The organism is Nonomuraea sp. NPDC001684, from assembly GCF_053596515.1.
In genome coordinates, this window is sequence record NZ_JBSFGJ010000028.1 from 17,040 (window position 1) to 34,211 (window position 17,172).

The window sequence follows — 17,172 nt, forward strand, 5'->3', positions numbered from 1 at the left end:
ACTTCGGTGCGCACTCAGCCTGGCCAGACCGACCCCGCGTTGATCCGCAACTTCTGCATCATCGCGCACATCGACCATGGCAAATCGACCCTTGCCGACCGGATGCTGCAGATCACCGGCGTGGTCGACGACCGCTCCATGCGCGCCCAGTACCTCGACCGGATGGACATCGAGCGCGAACGCGGCATCACGATCAAGTCGCAGGCCGTGCGGCTGCCCTGGGACGGCCACGTCCTCAACATGATCGACACCCCCGGGCACGTCGACTTCACCTACGAGGTGTCCCGGTCGCTGCAGGCGTGCGAGGGCGCGATCCTGCTGGTCGACGCCGCGCAGGGCATCGAGGCGCAGACCCTGGCCAACCTCTACCTGGCCATGAACGCCGACCTGCACATCATCCCGGTGCTCAACAAGATCGACCTGCCCGCGGCCCAGCCGGAGAAGTTCGCCGAGGAGCTGGCCGGCCTGATCGGCTGCGACCCCTCCGACGTGCTCAAGGTCTCGGGCAAGACCGGCGTGGGCGTGCGCGAGCTGCTCGACCACGTGGTGGCGACCGTCCCGGCGCCCGTGGGCCAGGCCGACGCCGCCGCGCGGGCGCTGATCTTCGACTCCGTCTACGACACCTACCGCGGCGTCGTGACGTACGTCAGGGTCATCGACGGCCATCTGAGCAAGCGCGAGCGCATCCTCATGATGTCCACCAACGCCACGCACGAGACGCTGGAGATCGGCGTCATCTCGCCCGAGCCCAAGCCCGCCGAGCGCGGCCTCGGCGTCGGCGAGGTGGGCTACCTGATCACCGGCGTCAAGGACGTGCGCCAGTCGCGCGTGGGTGACACCGTCACCTCCTCGGTCAAGCCCGCCAAGGAGATGCTGGCCGGCTACGAGCACCCCAAGCCGATGGTGTTCTCCGGGCTCTACCCGATCGACGGCGACGAGTACCCCGAGCTGCGCGAGGCGCTCGACAAGCTCCAGCTCAACGACGCCGCGCTGGTCTACGAGCCGGAGACCTCGGCCGCGCTCGGCTTCGGCTTCCGCGTCGGCTTCCTCGGCCTGCTGCACATGGAGATCGTGCGCGAGCGCCTGGAGCGCGAGTTCGGCCTGTCGCTGATCTCCACCGCGCCCAACGTGGTCTACCGCGTGGTCATGGAGGACGGCAAGGAGCTCACGGTCACCAACCCGTCCGAGTTCCCGACGGGCGGCAAGATCGCGCAGGTCTTCGAGCCGGTCACCAAGTCCACGATCCTGGCGCCGGCCGAGTTCATCGGCGCGATCATGGAGATCTGCCAGGGGCGGCGCGGCCAGCTCCTCGGCATGGACTACCTGTCCGAGGACCGCGTCGAGATCCGCTACACGCTGCCGCTCGGCGAGATCATCTTCGACTTCTTCGACCAGCTCAAGTCGCGCACCCGCGGCTACGCTTCGCTCGACTACGAGCCCGCCGGCGAGCAGGAGGCCGAGCTGGTCAAGGTCGACATCCTGCTGCAGGGCGAGGCCGTCGACGCCTTCAGCGCGATCGTCCACAAGGACAAGGCCTACTCCTACGGCGTCGACATGGCCAAGAAGCTGCGCGAGCTGATCCCGCGGCAGCAGTTCGAGGTGCCGATCCAGGCCGCCATCGGCGCCCGGGTCATCGCCCGCGAGAACATCCGGGCCATCCGCAAGGACGTCCTGGCCAAGTGTTACGGCGGTGACATCTCCCGTAAGCGCAAGCTGCTGGAGAAGCAGAAGGAAGGCAAGAAGCGGATGAAGATGGTCGGCCGCGTCGAGGTGCCCCAGGAGGCCTTCGTCGCCGCGCTGTCCACCGACTCCGGCGCCGCCGCCGACAAGAGCAAGAAGTAGCCGCTACAGGCCCAGCACGGCGGGCGTTGGCGCGAGCGCCCGCCAGTGCGTGCCCGGGTCGGGGACCAGGCGGCGGGCCCGCAGGTCCATCAGGCCGCCGACGCCGGTCAGCTCGGCGGCCGGCTCGCCGTCCGCGCCCCTGAACTCCTGCCTGATCCGGAACGTCTTCCCCGCGCCCCATTCGAACGCGCAGGTCACCTCCACCTCGTCGCCGGCGCGCAGCTCGCGGTGGAAGCGGATGGTGTTCTCCAGCGTCACCGGGCCGACGCCGGCCTCCCGCAGGTCGTCGATCGAGATGCCGGCCGCGCGCAGGCACTCCAGCGGGCGTGGTCGCCGTACTGGTGGTAGACCACGTTGTTGAGGTGGCCCTGGGTGTCGAGCTCGTAGCCGCGTACGGCGATGCGTACCGAGAAGGTCATGATCGTTCCTCCAGCCAGGCGTGCGATTTGGCGGTGAGGTAGCGCAGGCCGTCGTCGCCGAGCTCCAGCCAGTCGCCGCGGGCCCAGCCGCCCGTGGTCTGGGGGGCGAAGCCGTGCCGCTGGAACAGCGCCGACGCCTCCTTCTGGGTGAGACCGCGGCGGCCCCACTCCGCGATGACCCGGGCCGTGCGCTCGGCCTCGCCCGGCTCCTCGTCGCCCAGGGCGGCGGCCAGCTCCTCCAGGCCGCGCGCCATCAGACGCAGCGAGGCCTGCACGCGGGCGATGTCCATCGGCGCTCCCTCATCGCTGTTCGATTGCTACCGATAGCTTAGCGATGGCAGCGGATACCCTGAAAGGGTGGAAGTGGTGCGTACGGAACGAATGGTCCTCTCCCGGATCCTTCCGGAGGACCTCGAAGCCGTGCACGAGATCCACTCCGACCCGCGCACGAACGTCTACAGCTCCGCCGGGCCCACCGTCGACCTGGAGGCCAGCCGGGTCATGCTCGACCTGTGGCTGGCCGACTGGGCGGACCGGGGGATCGGCTACTGGGCCGCCCGGCTGACCGAGGGCTCGCAGGTGCTGGGCGTCGGCGGCCTGCGGCACGCGGCCCTGGACGGTGAGGACGTGCTCCACCTGTACTACCGTTTCCGCCCCACCGCCTGGGGCCACGGGTACGCGGTCGAGCTCGCCAGGGCGGCCCTGCGCGTCGGGCGCGGCCTGGGCACCGTGGTGGCCCTGATCGGGGACGGCAACGAGCCGTCCCGCCGGGTGGCGGAGAAGGCGGGCCTGCACAGGCAGCGCACGATCCCGTACGGCGGCGTGCCGAGCGACCTCTACGTCGCCTGACCCGCCCGAGAGCGGTCGCCTGACCGCTCAGAGGCGGGAACGCCCGCCAGGACGGGGCCGCGCCAGGACGCCCGCCAGCGCCACCAGGCCGGCCACCGCCTGGGCCGCCAGGAACCCGCCCGGCGCGGCCGGTCCGGTGGCCAGGGCGACCACCGCGGGCAGGCAGCCGAGCAGCGCCAGGTCGGCGCCCGTCGCCGCCCACAACACCGGGCCGGTCGGGACCGCGCCGCCTGGGGTGTCGATGACCGGCATCGAATGGTCGACCGGCCCCCTCCTGGCCATCCGCAGCGCGCCGGCCGCGAGCGCGGGCGCGCTGAGCAGCCCGAACACCCAGGTGCCGGACGGAAGGCCGCCCACCGCCGCGACACCGGCCAGGGCCAGGGCCGCCCACACGCCGCCCAGCAGGCCGGGCAGCAGCGCCCGCGCCGCCAGCGCCGGACGCCGGCCCACGCCGGTCAGCCGGGCCAGGGCGGGGTTGTCGGCGTCCCGGCGCGCCCCGGACGTGCCGGACGCCGCCACCGCCAGCGCCCCGCCGAGCACGACCAGCCCGAGAGCCGCCGGAGCGGCGCCCGCCTGGGCGAACACGGCGGGCAACGCCGCGCTCGCCGCAGTGGCCGCCAGCCGCCAGGGCCGGCGGCCGAGCCGCACCCAGTCCTGCCAGGCCAGCGCGAGCGGCGCGGGCAGCCCCGGCCACGGCCGCGAGGCGAGCTTCCTGGCCCGCCAGTGGTTGTCCTCGGCGATCCAGGTCAGCGCGCCGGGATCGAGGGTGACGGCGGCACTGGTGACGTGCCCGGCCCGGGTGGAGGCGGTCAGCAGCAGACGGGTGGGGATGGCGGCCAGCGACCCCCACACCCGGCGGGCCAGGACGGCGGCGAGCGCGGCCATGGCCGACGCCGTGGCGGCCAGCGCGGGCAGGGGCGCGTTCGCGGCGGCCGCGAGCGCCGTACGGGCCTGCCCGCTGACGGCGACCACGGCCAGCACCAGGAGCGCGACCAGCACGCCGGTCAGCCACACGTTCCAGGTCGGGGAGGACTGGGCGAGCATCGCCAGCGCCATGCCCGCCACGCTCGCCGCCGTCGCCACCGCCAGGGCGGCCAGCAGCCGCCACACCAGCGCGCCGGGCGCGCCGAGCGCCGCCAGCAGCCCGAGCCCGAGCAGCAGCCCCGCCACCAGCGCGACGACCATGAGCACCCGCCCGGAACGCCCGAGCAGCCGCCGCCGGTCCAGCGGCGAGGTCAGCAACCAGGACGCCTCCGCCGCCGGCACCATCACCGGCCCGGCCGCCCGCGCCAGCGCCAGGCAGCCCGCGAACCCCAGCAGCACCAGGGCGACCCCGGCGCCCATCCGTCCCGGCTCGACCGCCCCGCCCAGGCCGGAGACCACCGAGGACAGCGGCTGCCCGACGACGGCGAGCAGCATGCACAGGCCGAACAGGCTGACGTAACGATCGACCAGACCGGCCGGGGCACGCCCGCGCGCCCGGACGAACGCCCGCACCGACCGCACGCTCACCTCGCCCGCGCTCACCGTCCGCCCGCCTTCCCCGTCAGGCCGGTCTCCCGGACGACGGCGTCGTGGCCGCTCATGCGGGCACCCCGGCGGGGGAGACCCGGCGGGCGGCGTCGGCCAGGGCCTGGTCGTGGGTGGCCATCACCACGGTGCCGCCCTCGCCGGCGTACTCCTCCAGCAGTTCCCCGAGCCGGACGCGGAAGGCCGCGTCGAGGCCGCGTTCGGGCTCGTCGAGCAGCAGCAGCGTGCTCGGCCTGAGCAGCGTGGCGGCCAGGCAGAGGCGCTGGCGCTGGCCGGTGGACAGGTTGAGCGGCGGCGCGTCGGCCCGCTCGGTCAGCGTGAACTCCTCCAGCGCCGAGTCCACCGTCATGCGCGCCTCGGCGTACACGGCGCCCATGAGCTCCAGGTGCTCGCGCGCCGTCAGCCCCGGGTACCAGGCGGGCTCGTCGCCGAGCAGCGCAACGCGGCGCCAGAAGGGCGCGTCGTCGGCGGGCTCGGCGCCGAACACGCGGACCTCGCCGGAGGTGGCGGGCTGGAGGCCGGCCAGGCAGCGCAGCAACGTGGACTTGCCCGATCCGTTGGGCCCGACGACCGCCACGACCTCACCCGGCTCGACGACCAGGTCGAGGCTCCGGAGCACGGGATTGCCCCCGAGCTCGACGGACAGGTCCGCGACTTCGATGATCAAACCGCTCACCGTTCGAGCGTAGCCACCCCACCGGCCGCCCGCGCGACCGGTCTCCAGGGCCTTTCCAGGGCCTTGCCCCCGCCTTCCCAGGGCCTTTCCGGGGCCTTCCCAGGGCCTTCCCAGGGCCTTTCCGGGGCCTTTCCGGGTCGGGAGAGCCGATTCTGTCGGTGCCGGTCGCTACCTTTGCTGTTCCCGAACACCAGTGCTACTGGAGGGTGACGTGATTGCTTCTGAGCGATTCGAGCGTGCCGCTGTGCTGGGGGTGGCCGTGGCGGAGGAGACCAGGCGGCTGCTGCGGCTTCACCTGAGACCCGCCGAGGTGGGTGGCGACGGCAAGGTGGTGGTCGACGTGCCCTATCCCGACGCGGCGGTGGTGGCGGCGCTGCTCGACGTCGCGGCCGAGTGTTTCGGCGAACGTGGCGGCTCGGTCGAGGAGACCAGGCAGGCGGCCCTGGAGACCCTGTTACAGCTGGCCGAGTTCGACGCCGAGTCCCAGCTCGCCCGGGTGGCGCCGGAGCCCGACGACAGGCGCGGGTGACGGCTCGGCGAACAGGCCGAATAGTCACATGTCCGTTCTTCTCGATTGTTAGGGCGAGAAAGGCGGAAAAATCGGTGCGTCGCGGGCCCGTCCGTCCGCTACCGTCGCGGCATGCGCATCCTCTCCGTCAACGTCGGGCTGTCGTCCGACGCGGAATGGGCCGGCAAGCTCGGCCGTACGGCGATCGACAAGCGGGCCGTGCCCCACCGGGTGGAGGTGCTGCGCAACGGCCTGGCCGGCGACGAGCGGGCCGACACGCCCAACCACGGCGCCCCCACCCACGCCGTCTACGCCTACGCCCGCGAGGACTACGACTGGTGGCAGGGGGAGCTCGGCCGCGACCTGCGCGACGGCCGCTTCGGGGAGAACCTGACCACCGCGGGCCTCGACGTCAACGGCGCCCTCGTGGGCGAGCGGTGGCGCGTCGGCAGCGCCCTGCTGGAGGTCACCGGCCCGCGCATCCCCTGCGTGGTGTTCCGCAACTGGATGGACGAGCCGGGCTGGCTCAAGCGCTTCACGCGCGCCGCGCGGCCGGGCGCCTACCTGGCCGTGGTCGAACTGGGCGAGCTGGGCGCGGGCGACGAGGTGGAGATCGTCTCGCGCCCGGAGACCGGGATGACCGTGGCGGACGCCTTCCGCGCCCGCCACGGCGACGCCGACGCGCTGGCCCGGGTGCTCGCGGTCCCCGGCCACGCCCCGGAATGGGACGAGCTGGCCGCGCGCGCGGGCCAGGCGAGCGACTAGAGAGCGCCCACCCGGTCGGGCGTCCGTCTGGAGAACCCCCCACTGGGCCGGGCGTCCGTCTGGAGAACCGCCCGCCCGGCCGGGTGTCCGTCTAGCGCAGGACGGTGTACAGGGCCGAGGTGAGGGAGGCGCGGGCGTCGTCCTGGTCGATCGACCACATCATCGAGCCGCCCAGGCCCTTGAGCCGGATGTAGGCCGCCTTCTCCAGCAGCGACGCCGGGTCGTCGTAGGACCAGAACTCGTTGCCGTCGTAGAGCCACATCGCGCCCGTGCGCACGTCCCGGTAGCGCTTGCCGGGCTTGGCCGCCAGGTCCTTGTAGTCCTCGCTGCCCGGCCCCCACTTGCCGGCGGCCGGACCGGTCGCGGGCTGCCAGAGGCCGTCGCCGCCGCCGGTCACGCCGGTCCAGCCCTGCCCGTACGCGGGCACGCCCACGACGATCTTGCGGCCGGGCGCGCCGCGCGACAGGTAGTCGCGGACGGTCTGGTCCACGCTGTACCTGACGGGGTTGGGGTCGCGCCGGTCGTTGAACAGGTTCCCGTTGTGCCCGGTCCGCGACTCCCAGGTGCCGTGCAGGTCGTACCCCTGGACGGTGGCGAAGTCGAGCGACCGGAACACCCGGCGCACCTCGAACCCGGCGTCGATCTTCGCGGCGGCGGCCGGGAGGAAGGCGGTGAGCTGGGAGCTCGCGGAGAAGGCCCGGAGCCGGGCGCGCAGTTCCTCGACGAAGAGGGTGAAGTTGCGCCGGTCCTCGGGCCTGATCACGTTCCCGTCGTTGCCCGCCGAGCCCGGCCACTCCCAGTCCAGGTCGACGCCGTCGAACACGCCGGCGCCCGCGCCGGGCTCCAGGCCCGGCAGGTTGCCGCGCAGCCACAGGTCGACGCACGACCGGGCCAGCGCGGACCGCGACTCGGCGGTGAGCACGGCGTCGGAGAAGTACTTGGACCCGGTCCAGCCGCCGAGCGAGATCAGCACCTTGAGGCCGGGGTGCTTGGCCTTGAGCTTGCGCAGCTGGTTGAGGTTGCCGTTGAGCGCCTGGCCCGGCTGGTCGGCGACGCCGTCCACGCTCTGCTCGGCCGGCACCGGGCGCTGCCAGTCGGCCCAGGGGTCGGCCGAGTAGCAGGAGCCTTCGGCGTTGACGAAGCCGAAGGCGTAGTTGAGGTGGGTGAGCTTGGCGGCGGCGCCGCTGGTGTCCACGTCCTTGACGTGGTAGTTGCGCCCGTACACGCCCCACTGGATGAAGTAGGCGACCCGCTTGAATCCGGGATGGGCCTCGGCGGGCGCGGACACCGCCGTGAGCCCGAGTAAGAGCGAGAGTGCGAGGACGATCTTCTTCACGGGCGCTCCTGGGGGGTGAACTTATAAGAAACTTTCCTATAAGTTGACGCGATCGTAGAACCGTCACCCCGTGCCGTCAACGACGCGCGACACCTCCTCGGCGCTGGAGAACAGCCGCCACGCGCGCGCCGGGTCGCCGAACAGCGACAGCACCAGATCGGCCACCTCCTGCCTGGTCGCGGCGGCGGTGAGCAGGGTGAGGACGTGCTCGGCCGGCGGCCGCAGGAAGGCGTTCGTCCACGCGACGACCGGCTCGGCCGCCACCCACATGCGCCGGGCCGTCTCCCGCGCGAACGCCGCGTCGTAGGGGCCGCCCGCCGCGATGGCCTCGGCCGCGATCCAGGCGCAGGCCGAGCCCAGGTTCGCGCCCTGCCCGGTGATCGGGTCGTTGGTGACCCAGGCGTCGCCGATCGCCAGCGCCACGCCGCCGCCGGGCAGCTCGGCCACCGCCTCGCGCACGACCGGCGTGATCGCGCCCTGCAACAGGTCCTCCGGCCCGAGCAGCTCGAACGCGGCCGCATCGATCAGCTCGGCCAGGCGCGGCGCGTGCTCGGGCAGCAGGGCGAGCAGCGTCCTGCAGAACTCGTCGGCGGGCACCCGGGCCAGCACGTCGAGCGGCCCGCCGGGGATCGCCTCGACCAGGACGCCGCCATGCACGCCCGACCGCGTCATCATCGCCATGCACAGGATCTCGCCGCAACCGGGCGAGATGTTGAAGCCGAAGGCCGGCCCGGGATCGAACCCGTGGAACAGCCCGGCGGCCAGGATCCGCTGCGGCGCCTCGTACGGAGACCAGGCCGGAACCCGCGGGAACAGCTCGCGCACCGAGCGCCGCCCGGTGGCCACCACCATCAGCTCGTGGTCGCGCGACCAGTGGGCGACCTGGCCCGCGTCCGGCGGGAGGGGATCGACGACCAGGCGGCCGCCTCTGCTCGTGTAGTCGTCCATGAGCGCCGGCAGCAGCACCCGGAAGTCGACCCCGTGGAACGGCTCGGTCACGCGGCCGGTGAACTCCAGCGGCGGATCGCCCTTGATCGAGAGCCTGCCGCTGACCAGCAGGCAGCCGGGGTCGAGGAAGTGCAGGCTGCCCAGCTCCCGCTCGCGGTCCTGCGCGCGGCCCATCCTGCCGACCGTGTTCGGCAGCCGCCCGCGGCCCAGGTCGGCCGCGTCGCCCTCGCTGTAGAGCGTGGTCGCGACGCCGAGCTGCTGGAGTCGCAGGGCCAGCGTCAGGCCGGAGATCCCCGCGCCCACGATTCCCACGCCCGTCATGTGCCGCCTCCTTCGATGGCTCGGAGCACACCCGTGAGCAGGCACACTGGATGACGTGCCATCCACCCTGCCCGACGGCGATCCGGCGCCCGCCTCCGGCGAGCTGCCCGACAGCGCGCTGCGCGGGCTCGGCGAGCGCCCGTTCGGCTTCTACGTGCACGTGCCCTTCTGCGTCACCCGCTGCGGCTACTGCGATTTCAACACCTACACCGCCGCCGAGCTAGGGCCCGGCGCCTCCCACCGCGACTACGCCGACACGGTCGTGGCGGAGGTGCGCCTGGCCCGGCGCGTGCTCGGCGACGCCGACCTGCCCGTGGAGACGGTGTTCTTCGGCGGCGGCACGCCCACGCTGCTGCCGCCCGAGGACCTGGCGCGCGTCCTGGCCGCGATCGACGCCGAGTTCGGGCTGCGGCCGGGGGCGGAGGTCACCACCGAGGCCAACCCCGAGTCCGTCGACCCCGCCTACCTCGACAAACTCCGTCAGGGCGGCTTCAACCGGATCAGCTTCGGCATGCAGAGCGCACGTGAGCACGTGCTCCAGGTGCTCGACCGCCGGCACACGCCGGGCCGTCCGGCGCGGGCCGTCCAGGAGGCGCGGGCGGCCGGGTTCGAGCACGTCAACCTCGACCTGATCTACAGCACGCCGGGGGAGTCCGACGACGACTGGCGGGTCTCGCTGGCCGCCGCGATCGAGGCCGGGCCCGACCACGTGTCGGCGTACTCGCTGATCGTGGAGGAGGGCACCAGGCTCGCGGCCCGGATCCGGCGCGGCGAGCTGCCGATGCCCGACGACGACGTCGCCGCCGACCGCTACCTGATCGCCGAGGAGATGCTGGCCGAAGCCGGTTTCTCCTGGTACGAGGTGTCCAACTGGGCCACCTCCGAGCAGGCCCGCTGCCGGCACAACCTGCTCTACTGGACCGGCGGCGACTGGTGGGCCGCCGGCCCCGGCGCCCACAGCCACGTCGGCGGCACCCGCTGGTGGAACGTCAAGCACCCGGCCGCCTACGCCCAGCGCCTGGCGGCGGACGCCTCGCCCGCGCACGCGCGCGAGGTGCTCACCGGCGACGACCGGGCCGCCGAGCGGCTGATGCTGGAGCTGCGGCTGATCTCCGGCTACCCGCTCGCCGAGGTCGCCCCCGGCGCGCGCACGTCCGTGGCGAGCGCGCTGGCGCGCGGGCTGCTGGAGCCCGAGCCGTTCAGGGCGGGCCGGATGGTGCTCACCCTCAAGGGGCGGCTGCTGGCCGACGCCCTGATCACCGAGCTCATGTGACCAGGCGGATGGCGAACGGGTAGCGGTAGTTCTCGCCCCGGTTGGTGGCGATGGCCGCCTGGACGTGGAAGATCAGCGACACGATCCAGATGATCGGGAACAGCAGCAGGCCGACCAGCACGATCGACAGCACCATCGCCACCGCGTAGCCGATGAACATCGTGATCTGGAAGTTCAGCGCCTCGGCCGCCTGGTCCCTGACATAGGGGGACTCGTCCTTCTTCATCAGGTAGATGACCAGCGGGCCGATCCACGAGACCAGCAGGCCGAGCAGGTGGGCGAGCATGGCCATCGTGGTGTCGTCGCTGCCGCGGCGCGGCCCGAACCGGCCGGGCACGTACGGCCCGGCGGGGTAGCCGTAACCCGGCTGCTGCCCGTAGCCCGGAGCCTGGCCGTGGCCGGGGGGCTGACCGTAGCCGGGCGGCGGGGGCACGTAGGGGGGCGGCGTGGGCATGGGGCCGGGCTGCGGACCGGGCCGGCTCGGCGGCTGCCGCCCGTAGTCGGGCTGGGAACCCGGCTGCTGCCCGTAGCCGAGCTGGGGGCCCGAGCCCTGGTCCCGGGGCACGTCAGAAGGCGGCACGTCGTAAGGCGGGACGTCAGAGGGCGGGACGTCGGGAGTGGAGTCGTCGGGGGGTGGCGGGGCCTGGCTCATGATGCCTCCGTAACGAAGTCGATCAGTTCCTCGACCCGGCCGAGCAGCTCCGGCTCCAGGTCGGCGTAGGACGAGACGGCGCCCAGAATGCGCCGCCAGGCGTCCGCGGGCTCCATGCGCCAGCCCAGTGCGGCGAGCACGCCCTCCTTCCACGGCACCCCGCGCGGCACGTCGGGCCAGCTCGGGATGCGCAGCACGGACGGTTTGACCGCCTGCCAGATGTCGATGTACGGATGACCCACGACGAGCACGTGCGGCGAGGTGATCCGGGCCGCGATCCGGCTCTCCTTCGACCCCGGCACCAGATGGTCGACCAGCACGCCCAGCCTGCGGCCCGGCTCGGGGGCGAACTCGGCCACGATGGCGGGCAGGTCGTCGACGCCCTCCAGGTACTCGACCACGACCCCCTCGACCCGCAGGTCGTGGCCCCAGATCTTCTCCACGAGCGCGGCGTCGTGCACGCCCTCGACGTAGATCCGGCTCTCCTTGGCGACCCGGGCCCGCAGCCCCTCCACGGCGATGGACCCGGACGCGCTGCGCCTGGGCCCCGCCGGGGCCGCGGCCGTCGGGCGCACCAGCGTCACGGGCCTGCCCTCCAGCAGGAACGCGGCCGGCGCCAGCGGGAACAGTCGGCGTTTGCCGAACCGGTCCTCCAGGGTGACGGCCTCCTTGTCGCAGGCCACCACGGCGCCGCAGAAGCCGCTGTCGGCGTCCTCCACGACCAGGTCGAGTTCGGCGGGCACCTTCGGGATCTTGCCCTTGCCCGGCCGCCGCCAATTGCCCGCCAGCACATCGCCCTCGTACACACGGGGACCGTAGCAAATCACCCGCTGACCGCAAGGCGCTTACGCGCGCCGCTGCGCCGTACGAGGACGACGACGGTGCCGATGATGCCGATGAGCAGGCCGGCGCCGGGGAACAGGAACAGCGCCGCCACCCCGCCGAACAGGCCGCCCGCCGCGGACAGCACGTCACGGCCCACGCCGAAGCGGGCCGACGACTCCTCCTGCGTGGCGCAGGTCAGCTGGTAGTCGCCCTTGGCGGGGGCGTTGACGGCGAGGATCTCCTGCCAGGTGGTGCCGCCGGCGCTGAGCGTCTGGGTGCCGGAGACCTTGACCAGCCTGGCCTGGGCCGGGCCGCCGGAGATCTCGCACTGGTAGTTGACCCGCGTGTCGGTGGCGATGTAGACGGCCGGGCGCTTGGCGGGGTCGATCGCGACCTTCACGCTTTCGCCCGACGCGAACGTGCTCGTCGGGGCCATGTCCGAGACGCTGCTCAGCACGCCGCCGGCGAACACGACCACGCCCACGACGCCGAGCACGACGGCCACGGCCCACACGACGGCGATCCACCACAGGCGCGGCTTGATCGCCTTGCCGTCGATCCTGGCCGGGAACTGCGGCTGGCCGCCGTACTGGTTGTGGGGGCCGTACTGGTCGGGGTGGGCGTACTGGTTCTGCTGGCCGTACTGGTTCTGCTGGTCGTACTGGGGCGGGGGGCCGTACTGGGCGGGCGGCTGTTGCTGCTGGTAGGGCGGCTGGCCGTGCTGCTGGGGCTGGTACGGAGGCTGGGCGTACTGGTTCGGCTGACCGTAGTAGGGACCCTGCCCCTGGGGCGGTCCGTACTGCGGGGGCTGGGAATTGTCGGTCATGCGGCAAGTGTGAGGCCTGTCGCTTGTAAGTCGCTAGCAACAGGATGGGACCTGGTGTTATCGCACCTTGTGGGCGAGAGCCGTACACTTGGCACTCGGGAACACGGAGTGCTAGACCTGTCGTTTCCCTGTTAGGCAGAGGCAGGAGGTGAGCACGTGCTCGACGAACGGAAGCTGGCGGTGCTCCGCGCCATTGTCGAAGACTACGTGTCCACCAACGAACCGGTGGGCTCCAAGGCGCTGGCGGAGCGCCACAACCTCAAGGTCTCCCCGGCAACGGTCAGGAACGACATGGCCGCGCTGGAGGAGGACGGGTACATCACCCAGCCGCACACCAGCGCGGGCCGCGTGCCGACGGACAAGGGCTACCGCCTGTTCGTCGACCGGCTCTCGCAGGTCAAGCCCCTGTCGGGGGCCGAGCGGCGGGCGATCGAGACCTTCCTCGCCGGCGCGGTCGACCTCGACGACGTGGTCTTCCGCACCGTGCGGCTGCTCGCGCAGCTCACCAGGCAGGTAGCGGTCGTGCAGTACCCGACGCTGACCCGTTCCACGGTCAGGCACGTCGAGCTGGTCCCGCTCAACGAGCGGCGGGTCATGCTCGTGCTGATCACCAACACCGGGCGCGTCGAGCAGCGCGTGATCGAGCTGCCCGAGGTGGTGGAGGACGACCGCATCGCCCATCTGCGCGCGGTGCTCAACTCCTGCCTCGACGGCTGCGGGCTGAGCAACGTCCCCGAGCTGGTCGCCGACCTGCCCGAGCGGCTGCCCGCCGAGGACCGGCCCGCCGTGGCCACGATCCTGTCGGTGCTGCTCGAAACCCTCGTCGAACGCCATGACGAGAAGATCGTGTTCGCCGGCGCGGCCAATCTCGCGGGCGCCGACTTCTCCACCGGCCTGCGCGACGTGCTGGAGGCGCTGGAGGAGCAGGTCGTGCTCATGCGGTTGCTCGGCGAGACATCCACAGACACCCCGTCCGCGCTCACCGTGCGCATCGGCTCGGAAAACCCCTACCTTCGCGGCACGTCCATCGTCGCAACCGGATACGGTTCTGGCGACAACCAACTGGCCCGGCTCGGCGTGCTGGGTCCCACGAGGATGGACTACCCCGTGACGATGGGCGCCGTACGCGCGGTGGCACGCTACGTCAGCCAGATCCTGGCTGCATCTTAAGAGGTCGATAAGTGGCAAACAGCGACTACTACGCCACCCTCGGGGTGCGCCGTGACGCCAGTCAGGACGAGATCAAGAAGGCCTACCGCCGCCTCGCCCGCGAGCTGCACCCCGACGTGAACCCCGATCCTGAGACCCAGGAGCGGTTCAAGGAGATCACGCAGGCCTACGAGGTGCTGTCCGATCCGAACAAGCGCCAGATGTACGACCTGGGCGGCGACCCCTTCGGCGGCGGCGCGGGTGCGGGCGCGGGCGCCGGCGGCTTCGGCGCGGGCTTCCCCTTCAGCGACATCATGGACGCCTTCTTCGGCACCGCGGGCGGCACCCGCGGGCCGCGCTCGCGCGCCAGGAGGGGCCGCAACGCCACCATCCGGGTCGAGCTCGACCTGCGCGAGACGGCGTTCGGCACCACCCGCGAGCTGGTCGTGGACACCGCCGTGCTGTGCGAGGTGTGCCACGGCGCCGGCGCGGCCCCCGGCACCCACCCCGACACCTGTGACATGTGCAACGGGCGCGGCGAGATCTCCCAGGTCACCCGCTCGTTCCTGGGCCAGGTCATGACCTCGCGGCCGTGCCCCCAGTGCGGCGGCTTCGGCAGCATCATCCGCCACCCCTGCCAGGAGTGCTCGGGCGACGGCCGGGTGCGCACCCGCCGTACGATCAAGGTCCGCATCCCCGCGGGCGTCGAGGACGGCACCCACATCCAGCTCGCCGGCGAGGGCGAGGTCGGCCCCGGCGGCGGCCCGCCCGGAGACCTGTTCCTGGAGATCGTCGAACGCGCGCACGAGATCTTCGAGCGGCGCGGCGACGACCTCCACTGCACGGTCCAGATCCCGATGACGGCCGCCGCGCTCGGCACCATCCTCGCAGTCGAGACGCTCGACGGCTCCGAGGAGATCGACGTGCGCCCCGGCACCCAGTCCGGCCAGGTCATCACCATGTACGGGCGCGGCGTGCAGCGGCTCAACGAGTCCGGCAGGGGCGACCTGCTCATCCACGTCAACGTCGAGACCCCGATGCGGCTCGACCAGACGCAGGAGGACCTGCTGCGCGAGCTGTCCAGGCTGCGCGGCGAGGAGCGGCCGCCGGGAAAGTTCGCCCCGGGGCAGCAGGGTTTTTTCTCCCGCCTGCGTGACGCCTTCAACGGCAGGTGACGATCACCCGTGACCGTCCCCGTGTTCCTCGCCGAGGACCTCAACGGCGCCGAGCTCACGCTCGACGGCCCTGAGGGGCGGCACGCGGCCTCCGTGCGGCGCCTGCGCGCCGGCGAGCGGGTCGACCTGACCAACGGCGCGGGCGACGTCGCCGAGTGCGTGGTGCGCGAGGTGTTCAAGGACGCGCTCGCGCTCGACGTGCTCGCCCGCTACACCGTCGAGCCGCCCGCGCGGCGGCTGGTGGTCGTCCAGGGGCTGCCCAAGGGCGACAGGGGCGAGCTGGCCGTCGAGATGATGACCGAGGTGGGGGTCGACGTGATCGTGCCCTGGGCCGCCTCGCGCAGCATCACGCAGTGGAAGGGCGACAAGATCGCCAAGGCGCTGGGCCGCTGGCGTGCCACGGCCCGCGAGGCCGGCAAGCAGGCGCGCCGGTTCCACCTGCCGCAGGTGGCCGAGCTCGCCTCCACCGCCCAGGTCGAGGGGCTGCTGGCCGACGCGGCGCTGGGGCTCGTGCTGCACGAGGAGGCCGCCGAGCCGCTGTCGAAGGTGGCACTGCCGCCCGGCGGCGACATCGTCGTCGTCGTGGGGCCGGAGGGCGGGGTCTCGGAGGAGGAGCTGCGCAGGTTCGCCGCGGCCAAGGCGGTGCCCGTGCTGCTCGGGCCCACCGTGCTGCGCACCTCCACGGCGGGGGTGGCGGCGGCGGCCGTGCTGCTCGCGCGTACCGGGCGCTGGTGATTCCAGCTCAGGGTGTCGTGTGCGGCACGTCCACCAGCGGGCTGCTCAGGTCGCTCGGGCCGGTGGGCAGGTCGTCCGGCGGGCACTCGTCGGAGGGGCACGACGTCGGCGAGTCGGTCGTCTCCGACGGGGTCGGCGTGGGGGTCGGCGTGATCTCGGGGCACTCCTGGTCGCCGGCGGCCTCACCGCTCGGGCAGGGCGTCGAGGACGGCGTCGGCGACGGCGTGGGCTGCCTGGTCGACCTGGCCGTCTCCGAGGGCCGATGGGTCTCGCTGTGGCTCGGCGGCACGACCACCGCGGGCGGCGGCTCGGCGCTGTGACTGTCGCGCCTGGGCGGCGTGGACAGCCTGGTGGAGGAGTTGCCGGGGGTGGTGGTCGAGTTGTCCACCACCTTGACGGGCGTCTCGAAGATCTGGGAGCGCAGCCCGGGAACGACCATCACGATCGTCCCCGCCACCAGCACGGCGCTGACCGCCGCCGCGCCCGCACGCCACCAGAACAGGTTACGGACGCCGCGCCGCTCGATGCGGGCGCGGATGATCTGCAGTCCTTCCGGCGAGGGCACGACCGCGTCCGCCTCCGCGCGGAGCGCACGGCGCAGGACGTCGCCGTACTCGTCGGGGGGCTGGGTCATGACATCTTCTCCAGGACGGACCGCAACGCGGCCATTCCACGGGCGGTGTGGCTCTTGACCGCGCCCTTGCTGATGCCCATGGCGTGGGCGATCTCAGCTTCGGACAGATCTCCGTAATAACGCAGAACCAGTGCTTCTCTCTGTCGGGTCGGCAGGGCGCGTAACGCCTCGATGACGGCGGAGCGTTCCAGCTCGCCGATCGCGCCGTTCTCGGCGCTCGGGGCGTCCGGCAGGCCCTTGGGTGCGTACTTCTCGACGACCGCGCGGTGACGCAGCACGGAACGGGACCGGTTGACGACAGACTGACGCAGGTAAGCGAGTGCTTTGTCGGGATCGCGCAGTCTGCGCCAGGCGCCGTGAATGGCGACGAACGCGTCCTGCACGACTTCCTCGGCGGTTGCCATGTCACGCACCAGCAACACCGCGAGACGCACCAATGACCGGAAATGCGCGCTGTAGAGCGCGGTCACGGCCATGTCGGCATCCCACCCGACCGGCACCGCCCCCATCGACCTGTCGGCCAGAAGGGTTTCGGTGGTCACATCAGTGGGACGCGCGGCCTTCCCAGAGGGTTTACTCTCTTCCGGTTCTGAAGGTTTCCCCGGTTCCTTAGGGTGCATTACCCAGTCGTGTTCCTCGCCAGGTGGCGCTCGCCCGACCCTGAATCAACTTTTTTGCTCTGAAGTGTCGCATACTCACCCTAACCGCG

Annotated in this window: 20 protein-coding genes; 8 read left to right on the top strand and 12 right to left on the bottom strand. The window is 72.3% G+C overall.

The window, feature by feature from the left end; all coding sequences use genetic code 11:
• Window positions 1-6: 6 nt before the first annotated feature.
• Window positions 7-1,842: a translation elongation factor 4 gene (gene lepA / locus ACWCSD_RS08665; protein WP_449913734.1), complete on the top strand. Its 1,836-nt coding sequence runs from the start codon at window positions 7-9 to the stop codon at window positions 1,840-1,842.
• A 3-nt stretch (window positions 1,843-1,845) separates the two neighbouring features.
• On the opposite strand, the gene ACWCSD_RS08670 is transcribed toward lepA, so the two are convergent.
• The 3 genes from ACWCSD_RS08670 to ACWCSD_RS08680 are packed head-to-tail and all read right to left on the bottom strand — an operon-like array spanning window position 1,846 to window position 2,551.
• Window positions 1,846-2,100, bottom strand: a complete 255-nt coding sequence (locus ACWCSD_RS08670) for an acyl-CoA thioesterase (protein ID WP_449913736.1) — start codon at window positions 2,098-2,100, stop codon at window positions 1,846-1,848.
• A complete protein-coding gene (locus tag ACWCSD_RS08675; protein WP_449913738.1) occupies window positions 2,097-2,261 on the bottom strand; it encodes a hypothetical protein in 165 nt (54 codons plus the stop codon). Before ACWCSD_RS08675 ends, ACWCSD_RS08670 begins: the two co-directional genes overlap by 4 nt.
• The gene (locus tag ACWCSD_RS08680; protein WP_449913740.1) at window positions 2,258-2,551 is read right to left on the bottom strand and encodes a hypothetical protein; all 294 of its coding nucleotides are present in this window, start codon (window positions 2,549-2,551) and stop codon (window positions 2,258-2,260) included. Before ACWCSD_RS08680 ends, ACWCSD_RS08675 begins: the two co-directional genes overlap by 4 nt.
• A 76-nt stretch (window positions 2,552-2,627) precedes the next feature.
• On the opposite strand from ACWCSD_RS08680, the gene ACWCSD_RS08685 reads away from it, so the two are divergent.
• Entirely contained in the window at window positions 2,628-3,110 is a 483-nt protein-coding gene (locus ACWCSD_RS08685) for a GNAT family N-acetyltransferase (RefSeq protein WP_449913742.1), read from the top strand.
• A 27-nt stretch (window positions 3,111-3,137) separates the two neighbouring features.
• On the opposite strand, the gene ACWCSD_RS08690 is transcribed toward ACWCSD_RS08685, so the two are convergent.
• Together ACWCSD_RS08690 and ccmA are read right to left on the bottom strand one after the other, a co-directional pair.
• Window positions 3,138-4,637 carry a DUF6297 family protein gene (locus tag ACWCSD_RS08690; protein WP_449913743.1) on the bottom strand — a complete coding sequence of 500 codons (1,500 nt, stop codon included), beginning with the start codon at window positions 4,635-4,637 and terminating at the stop codon, window positions 3,138-3,140.
• 55 nt (window positions 4,638-4,692) lie between these two features.
• Window positions 4,693-5,316, bottom strand: a complete 624-nt coding sequence (gene ccmA / locus ACWCSD_RS08695; protein ID WP_449913745.1) for a heme ABC exporter ATP-binding protein CcmA — start codon at window positions 5,314-5,316, stop codon at window positions 4,693-4,695.
• Between the two features lie 211 nt (window positions 5,317-5,527).
• Here ccmA and ACWCSD_RS08700 point away from each other — a divergent pair, with 211 nt between their 5' ends.
• Both ACWCSD_RS08700 and ACWCSD_RS08705 read left to right on the top strand, forming a co-directional pair.
• Window positions 5,528-5,845: a hypothetical protein gene (locus ACWCSD_RS08700; protein WP_397160671.1), complete on the top strand. Its 318-nt coding sequence runs from the start codon at window positions 5,528-5,530 to the stop codon at window positions 5,843-5,845.
• Between the two features lie 111 nt (window positions 5,846-5,956).
• Window positions 5,957-6,589, top strand: coding sequence for an MOSC domain-containing protein (locus tag ACWCSD_RS08705; RefSeq protein ID WP_449913747.1), 633 nt, complete (start codon window positions 5,957-5,959; stop codon window positions 6,587-6,589).
• A gap of 91 nt (window positions 6,590-6,680) precedes the next feature.
• Here ACWCSD_RS08705 and ACWCSD_RS08710 read toward each other — a convergent pair whose 3' ends face one another.
• Window positions 6,681-7,925 (bottom strand): glycoside hydrolase family 18 protein, encoded by a 1,245-nt coding sequence (locus ACWCSD_RS08710; protein WP_449913748.1) that lies wholly within the window; start codon window positions 7,923-7,925, stop codon window positions 6,681-6,683.
• Between the two features lie 63 nt (window positions 7,926-7,988).
• Complete coding sequence (locus ACWCSD_RS08715) at window positions 7,989-9,194, bottom strand: styrene monooxygenase/indole monooxygenase family protein (RefSeq protein ID WP_449913749.1); 1,206 nt, start codon at window positions 9,192-9,194, stop codon at window positions 7,989-7,991.
• Between the two features lie 55 nt (window positions 9,195-9,249).
• Here ACWCSD_RS08715 and hemW point away from each other — a divergent pair, with 55 nt between their 5' ends.
• Window positions 9,250-10,467 carry a radical SAM family heme chaperone HemW gene (hemW, locus tag ACWCSD_RS08720; protein ID WP_449913751.1) on the top strand — a complete coding sequence of 406 codons (1,218 nt, stop codon included), beginning with the start codon at window positions 9,250-9,252 and terminating at the stop codon, window positions 10,465-10,467.
• Here the strand turns inward: hemW and ACWCSD_RS08725 are convergent.
• Genes ACWCSD_RS08725 through ACWCSD_RS08735 form a run of 3 tightly spaced genes read right to left on the bottom strand, consistent with a single transcriptional unit; the run spans window position 10,460 to window position 12,770 of the window.
• Window positions 10,460-11,119 (bottom strand): DUF4870 domain-containing protein, encoded by a 660-nt coding sequence (locus tag ACWCSD_RS08725; protein WP_449913753.1) that lies wholly within the window; start codon window positions 11,117-11,119, stop codon window positions 10,460-10,462. The two genes, hemW and ACWCSD_RS08725, sit on opposite strands and share 8 nt — an antisense overlap.
• The gene (locus ACWCSD_RS08730) at window positions 11,116-11,925 is read right to left on the bottom strand and encodes a DUF3097 domain-containing protein (RefSeq protein ID WP_449913754.1); all 810 of its coding nucleotides are present in this window, start codon (window positions 11,923-11,925) and stop codon (window positions 11,116-11,118) included. Before ACWCSD_RS08730 ends, ACWCSD_RS08725 begins: the two co-directional genes overlap by 4 nt.
• A 17-nt stretch (window positions 11,926-11,942) precedes the next feature.
• Window positions 11,943-12,770, bottom strand: a complete 828-nt coding sequence (locus tag ACWCSD_RS08735) for a hypothetical protein (protein WP_387672464.1) — start codon at window positions 12,768-12,770, stop codon at window positions 11,943-11,945.
• Window positions 12,771-12,926: 156 nt separating this feature from the next.
• On the opposite strand from ACWCSD_RS08735, the gene hrcA reads away from it, so the two are divergent.
• From hrcA to ACWCSD_RS08750, 3 genes are read left to right on the top strand one after another with little or no spacing between them, the layout of a single operon-like run.
• On the top strand, window positions 12,927-13,940 hold the full coding sequence (hrcA, locus tag ACWCSD_RS08740) for a heat-inducible transcriptional repressor HrcA (RefSeq protein ID WP_387672467.1): 1,014 nt from the start codon (window positions 12,927-12,929) through the stop codon (window positions 13,938-13,940).
• A gap of 11 nt (window positions 13,941-13,951) precedes the next feature.
• On the top strand, window positions 13,952-15,094 hold the full coding sequence (dnaJ, locus tag ACWCSD_RS08745; protein WP_352324081.1) for a molecular chaperone DnaJ: 1,143 nt from the start codon (window positions 13,952-13,954) through the stop codon (window positions 15,092-15,094).
• Window positions 15,095-15,103: 9 nt separating this feature from the next.
• Window positions 15,104-15,829 carry a 16S rRNA (uracil(1498)-N(3))-methyltransferase gene (locus ACWCSD_RS08750; protein ID WP_387672470.1) on the top strand — a complete coding sequence of 242 codons (726 nt, stop codon included), beginning with the start codon at window positions 15,104-15,106 and terminating at the stop codon, window positions 15,827-15,829.
• A gap of 7 nt (window positions 15,830-15,836) precedes the next feature.
• On the opposite strand, the gene ACWCSD_RS08755 is transcribed toward ACWCSD_RS08750, so the two are convergent.
• Together ACWCSD_RS08755 and ACWCSD_RS08760 are read right to left on the bottom strand one after the other, a co-directional pair.
• Complete coding sequence (locus tag ACWCSD_RS08755; RefSeq protein WP_397160655.1) at window positions 15,837-16,463, bottom strand: hypothetical protein; 627 nt, start codon at window positions 16,461-16,463, stop codon at window positions 15,837-15,839.
• Window positions 16,460-16,972 (bottom strand): SigE family RNA polymerase sigma factor, encoded by a 513-nt coding sequence (locus tag ACWCSD_RS08760; RefSeq protein ID WP_049573205.1) that lies wholly within the window; start codon window positions 16,970-16,972, stop codon window positions 16,460-16,462. The genes ACWCSD_RS08755 and ACWCSD_RS08760 overlap by 4 nt, the downstream gene beginning before the upstream one ends.
• Window positions 16,973-17,172 lie beyond the last annotated feature (200 nt).

Excerpts from the sequence above, each read along its gene's own strand:
- ACWCSD_RS08715 (WP_449913749.1), bottom strand. The coding sequence starts at position 9,194 with ATGACGGGCGTGGGAATCGTGGGCGCGGGGATCTCCGGCCTGACGCTG.
- ACWCSD_RS08705 (WP_449913747.1), top strand. The coding sequence starts at position 5,957 with ATGCGCATCCTCTCCGTCAACGTCGGGCTGTCGTCCGACGCGGAATGG.
- ACWCSD_RS08760 (WP_049573205.1), bottom strand. The coding sequence starts at position 16,972 with ATGGGGGCGGTGCCGGTCGGGTGGGATGCCGACATGGCCGTGACCGCG.
- ACWCSD_RS08755 (WP_397160655.1), bottom strand. The coding sequence starts at position 16,463 with ATGACCCAGCCCCCCGACGAGTACGGCGACGTCCTGCGCCGTGCGCTC.
- ACWCSD_RS08735 (WP_387672464.1), bottom strand. The coding sequence starts at position 12,770 with ATGACCGACAATTCCCAGCCCCCGCAGTACGGACCGCCCCAGGGGCAG.
- ACWCSD_RS08725 (WP_449913753.1), bottom strand. The coding sequence starts at position 11,119 with ATGAGCCAGGCCCCGCCACCCCCCGACGACTCCACTCCCGACGTCCCG.
- ACWCSD_RS08680 (WP_449913740.1), bottom strand. The coding sequence starts at position 2,551 with ATGGACATCGCCCGCGTGCAGGCCTCGCTGCGTCTGATGGCGCGCGGC.
- ACWCSD_RS08675 (WP_449913738.1), bottom strand. The coding sequence starts at position 2,261 with ATGACCTTCTCGGTACGCATCGCCGTACGCGGCTACGAGCTCGACACC.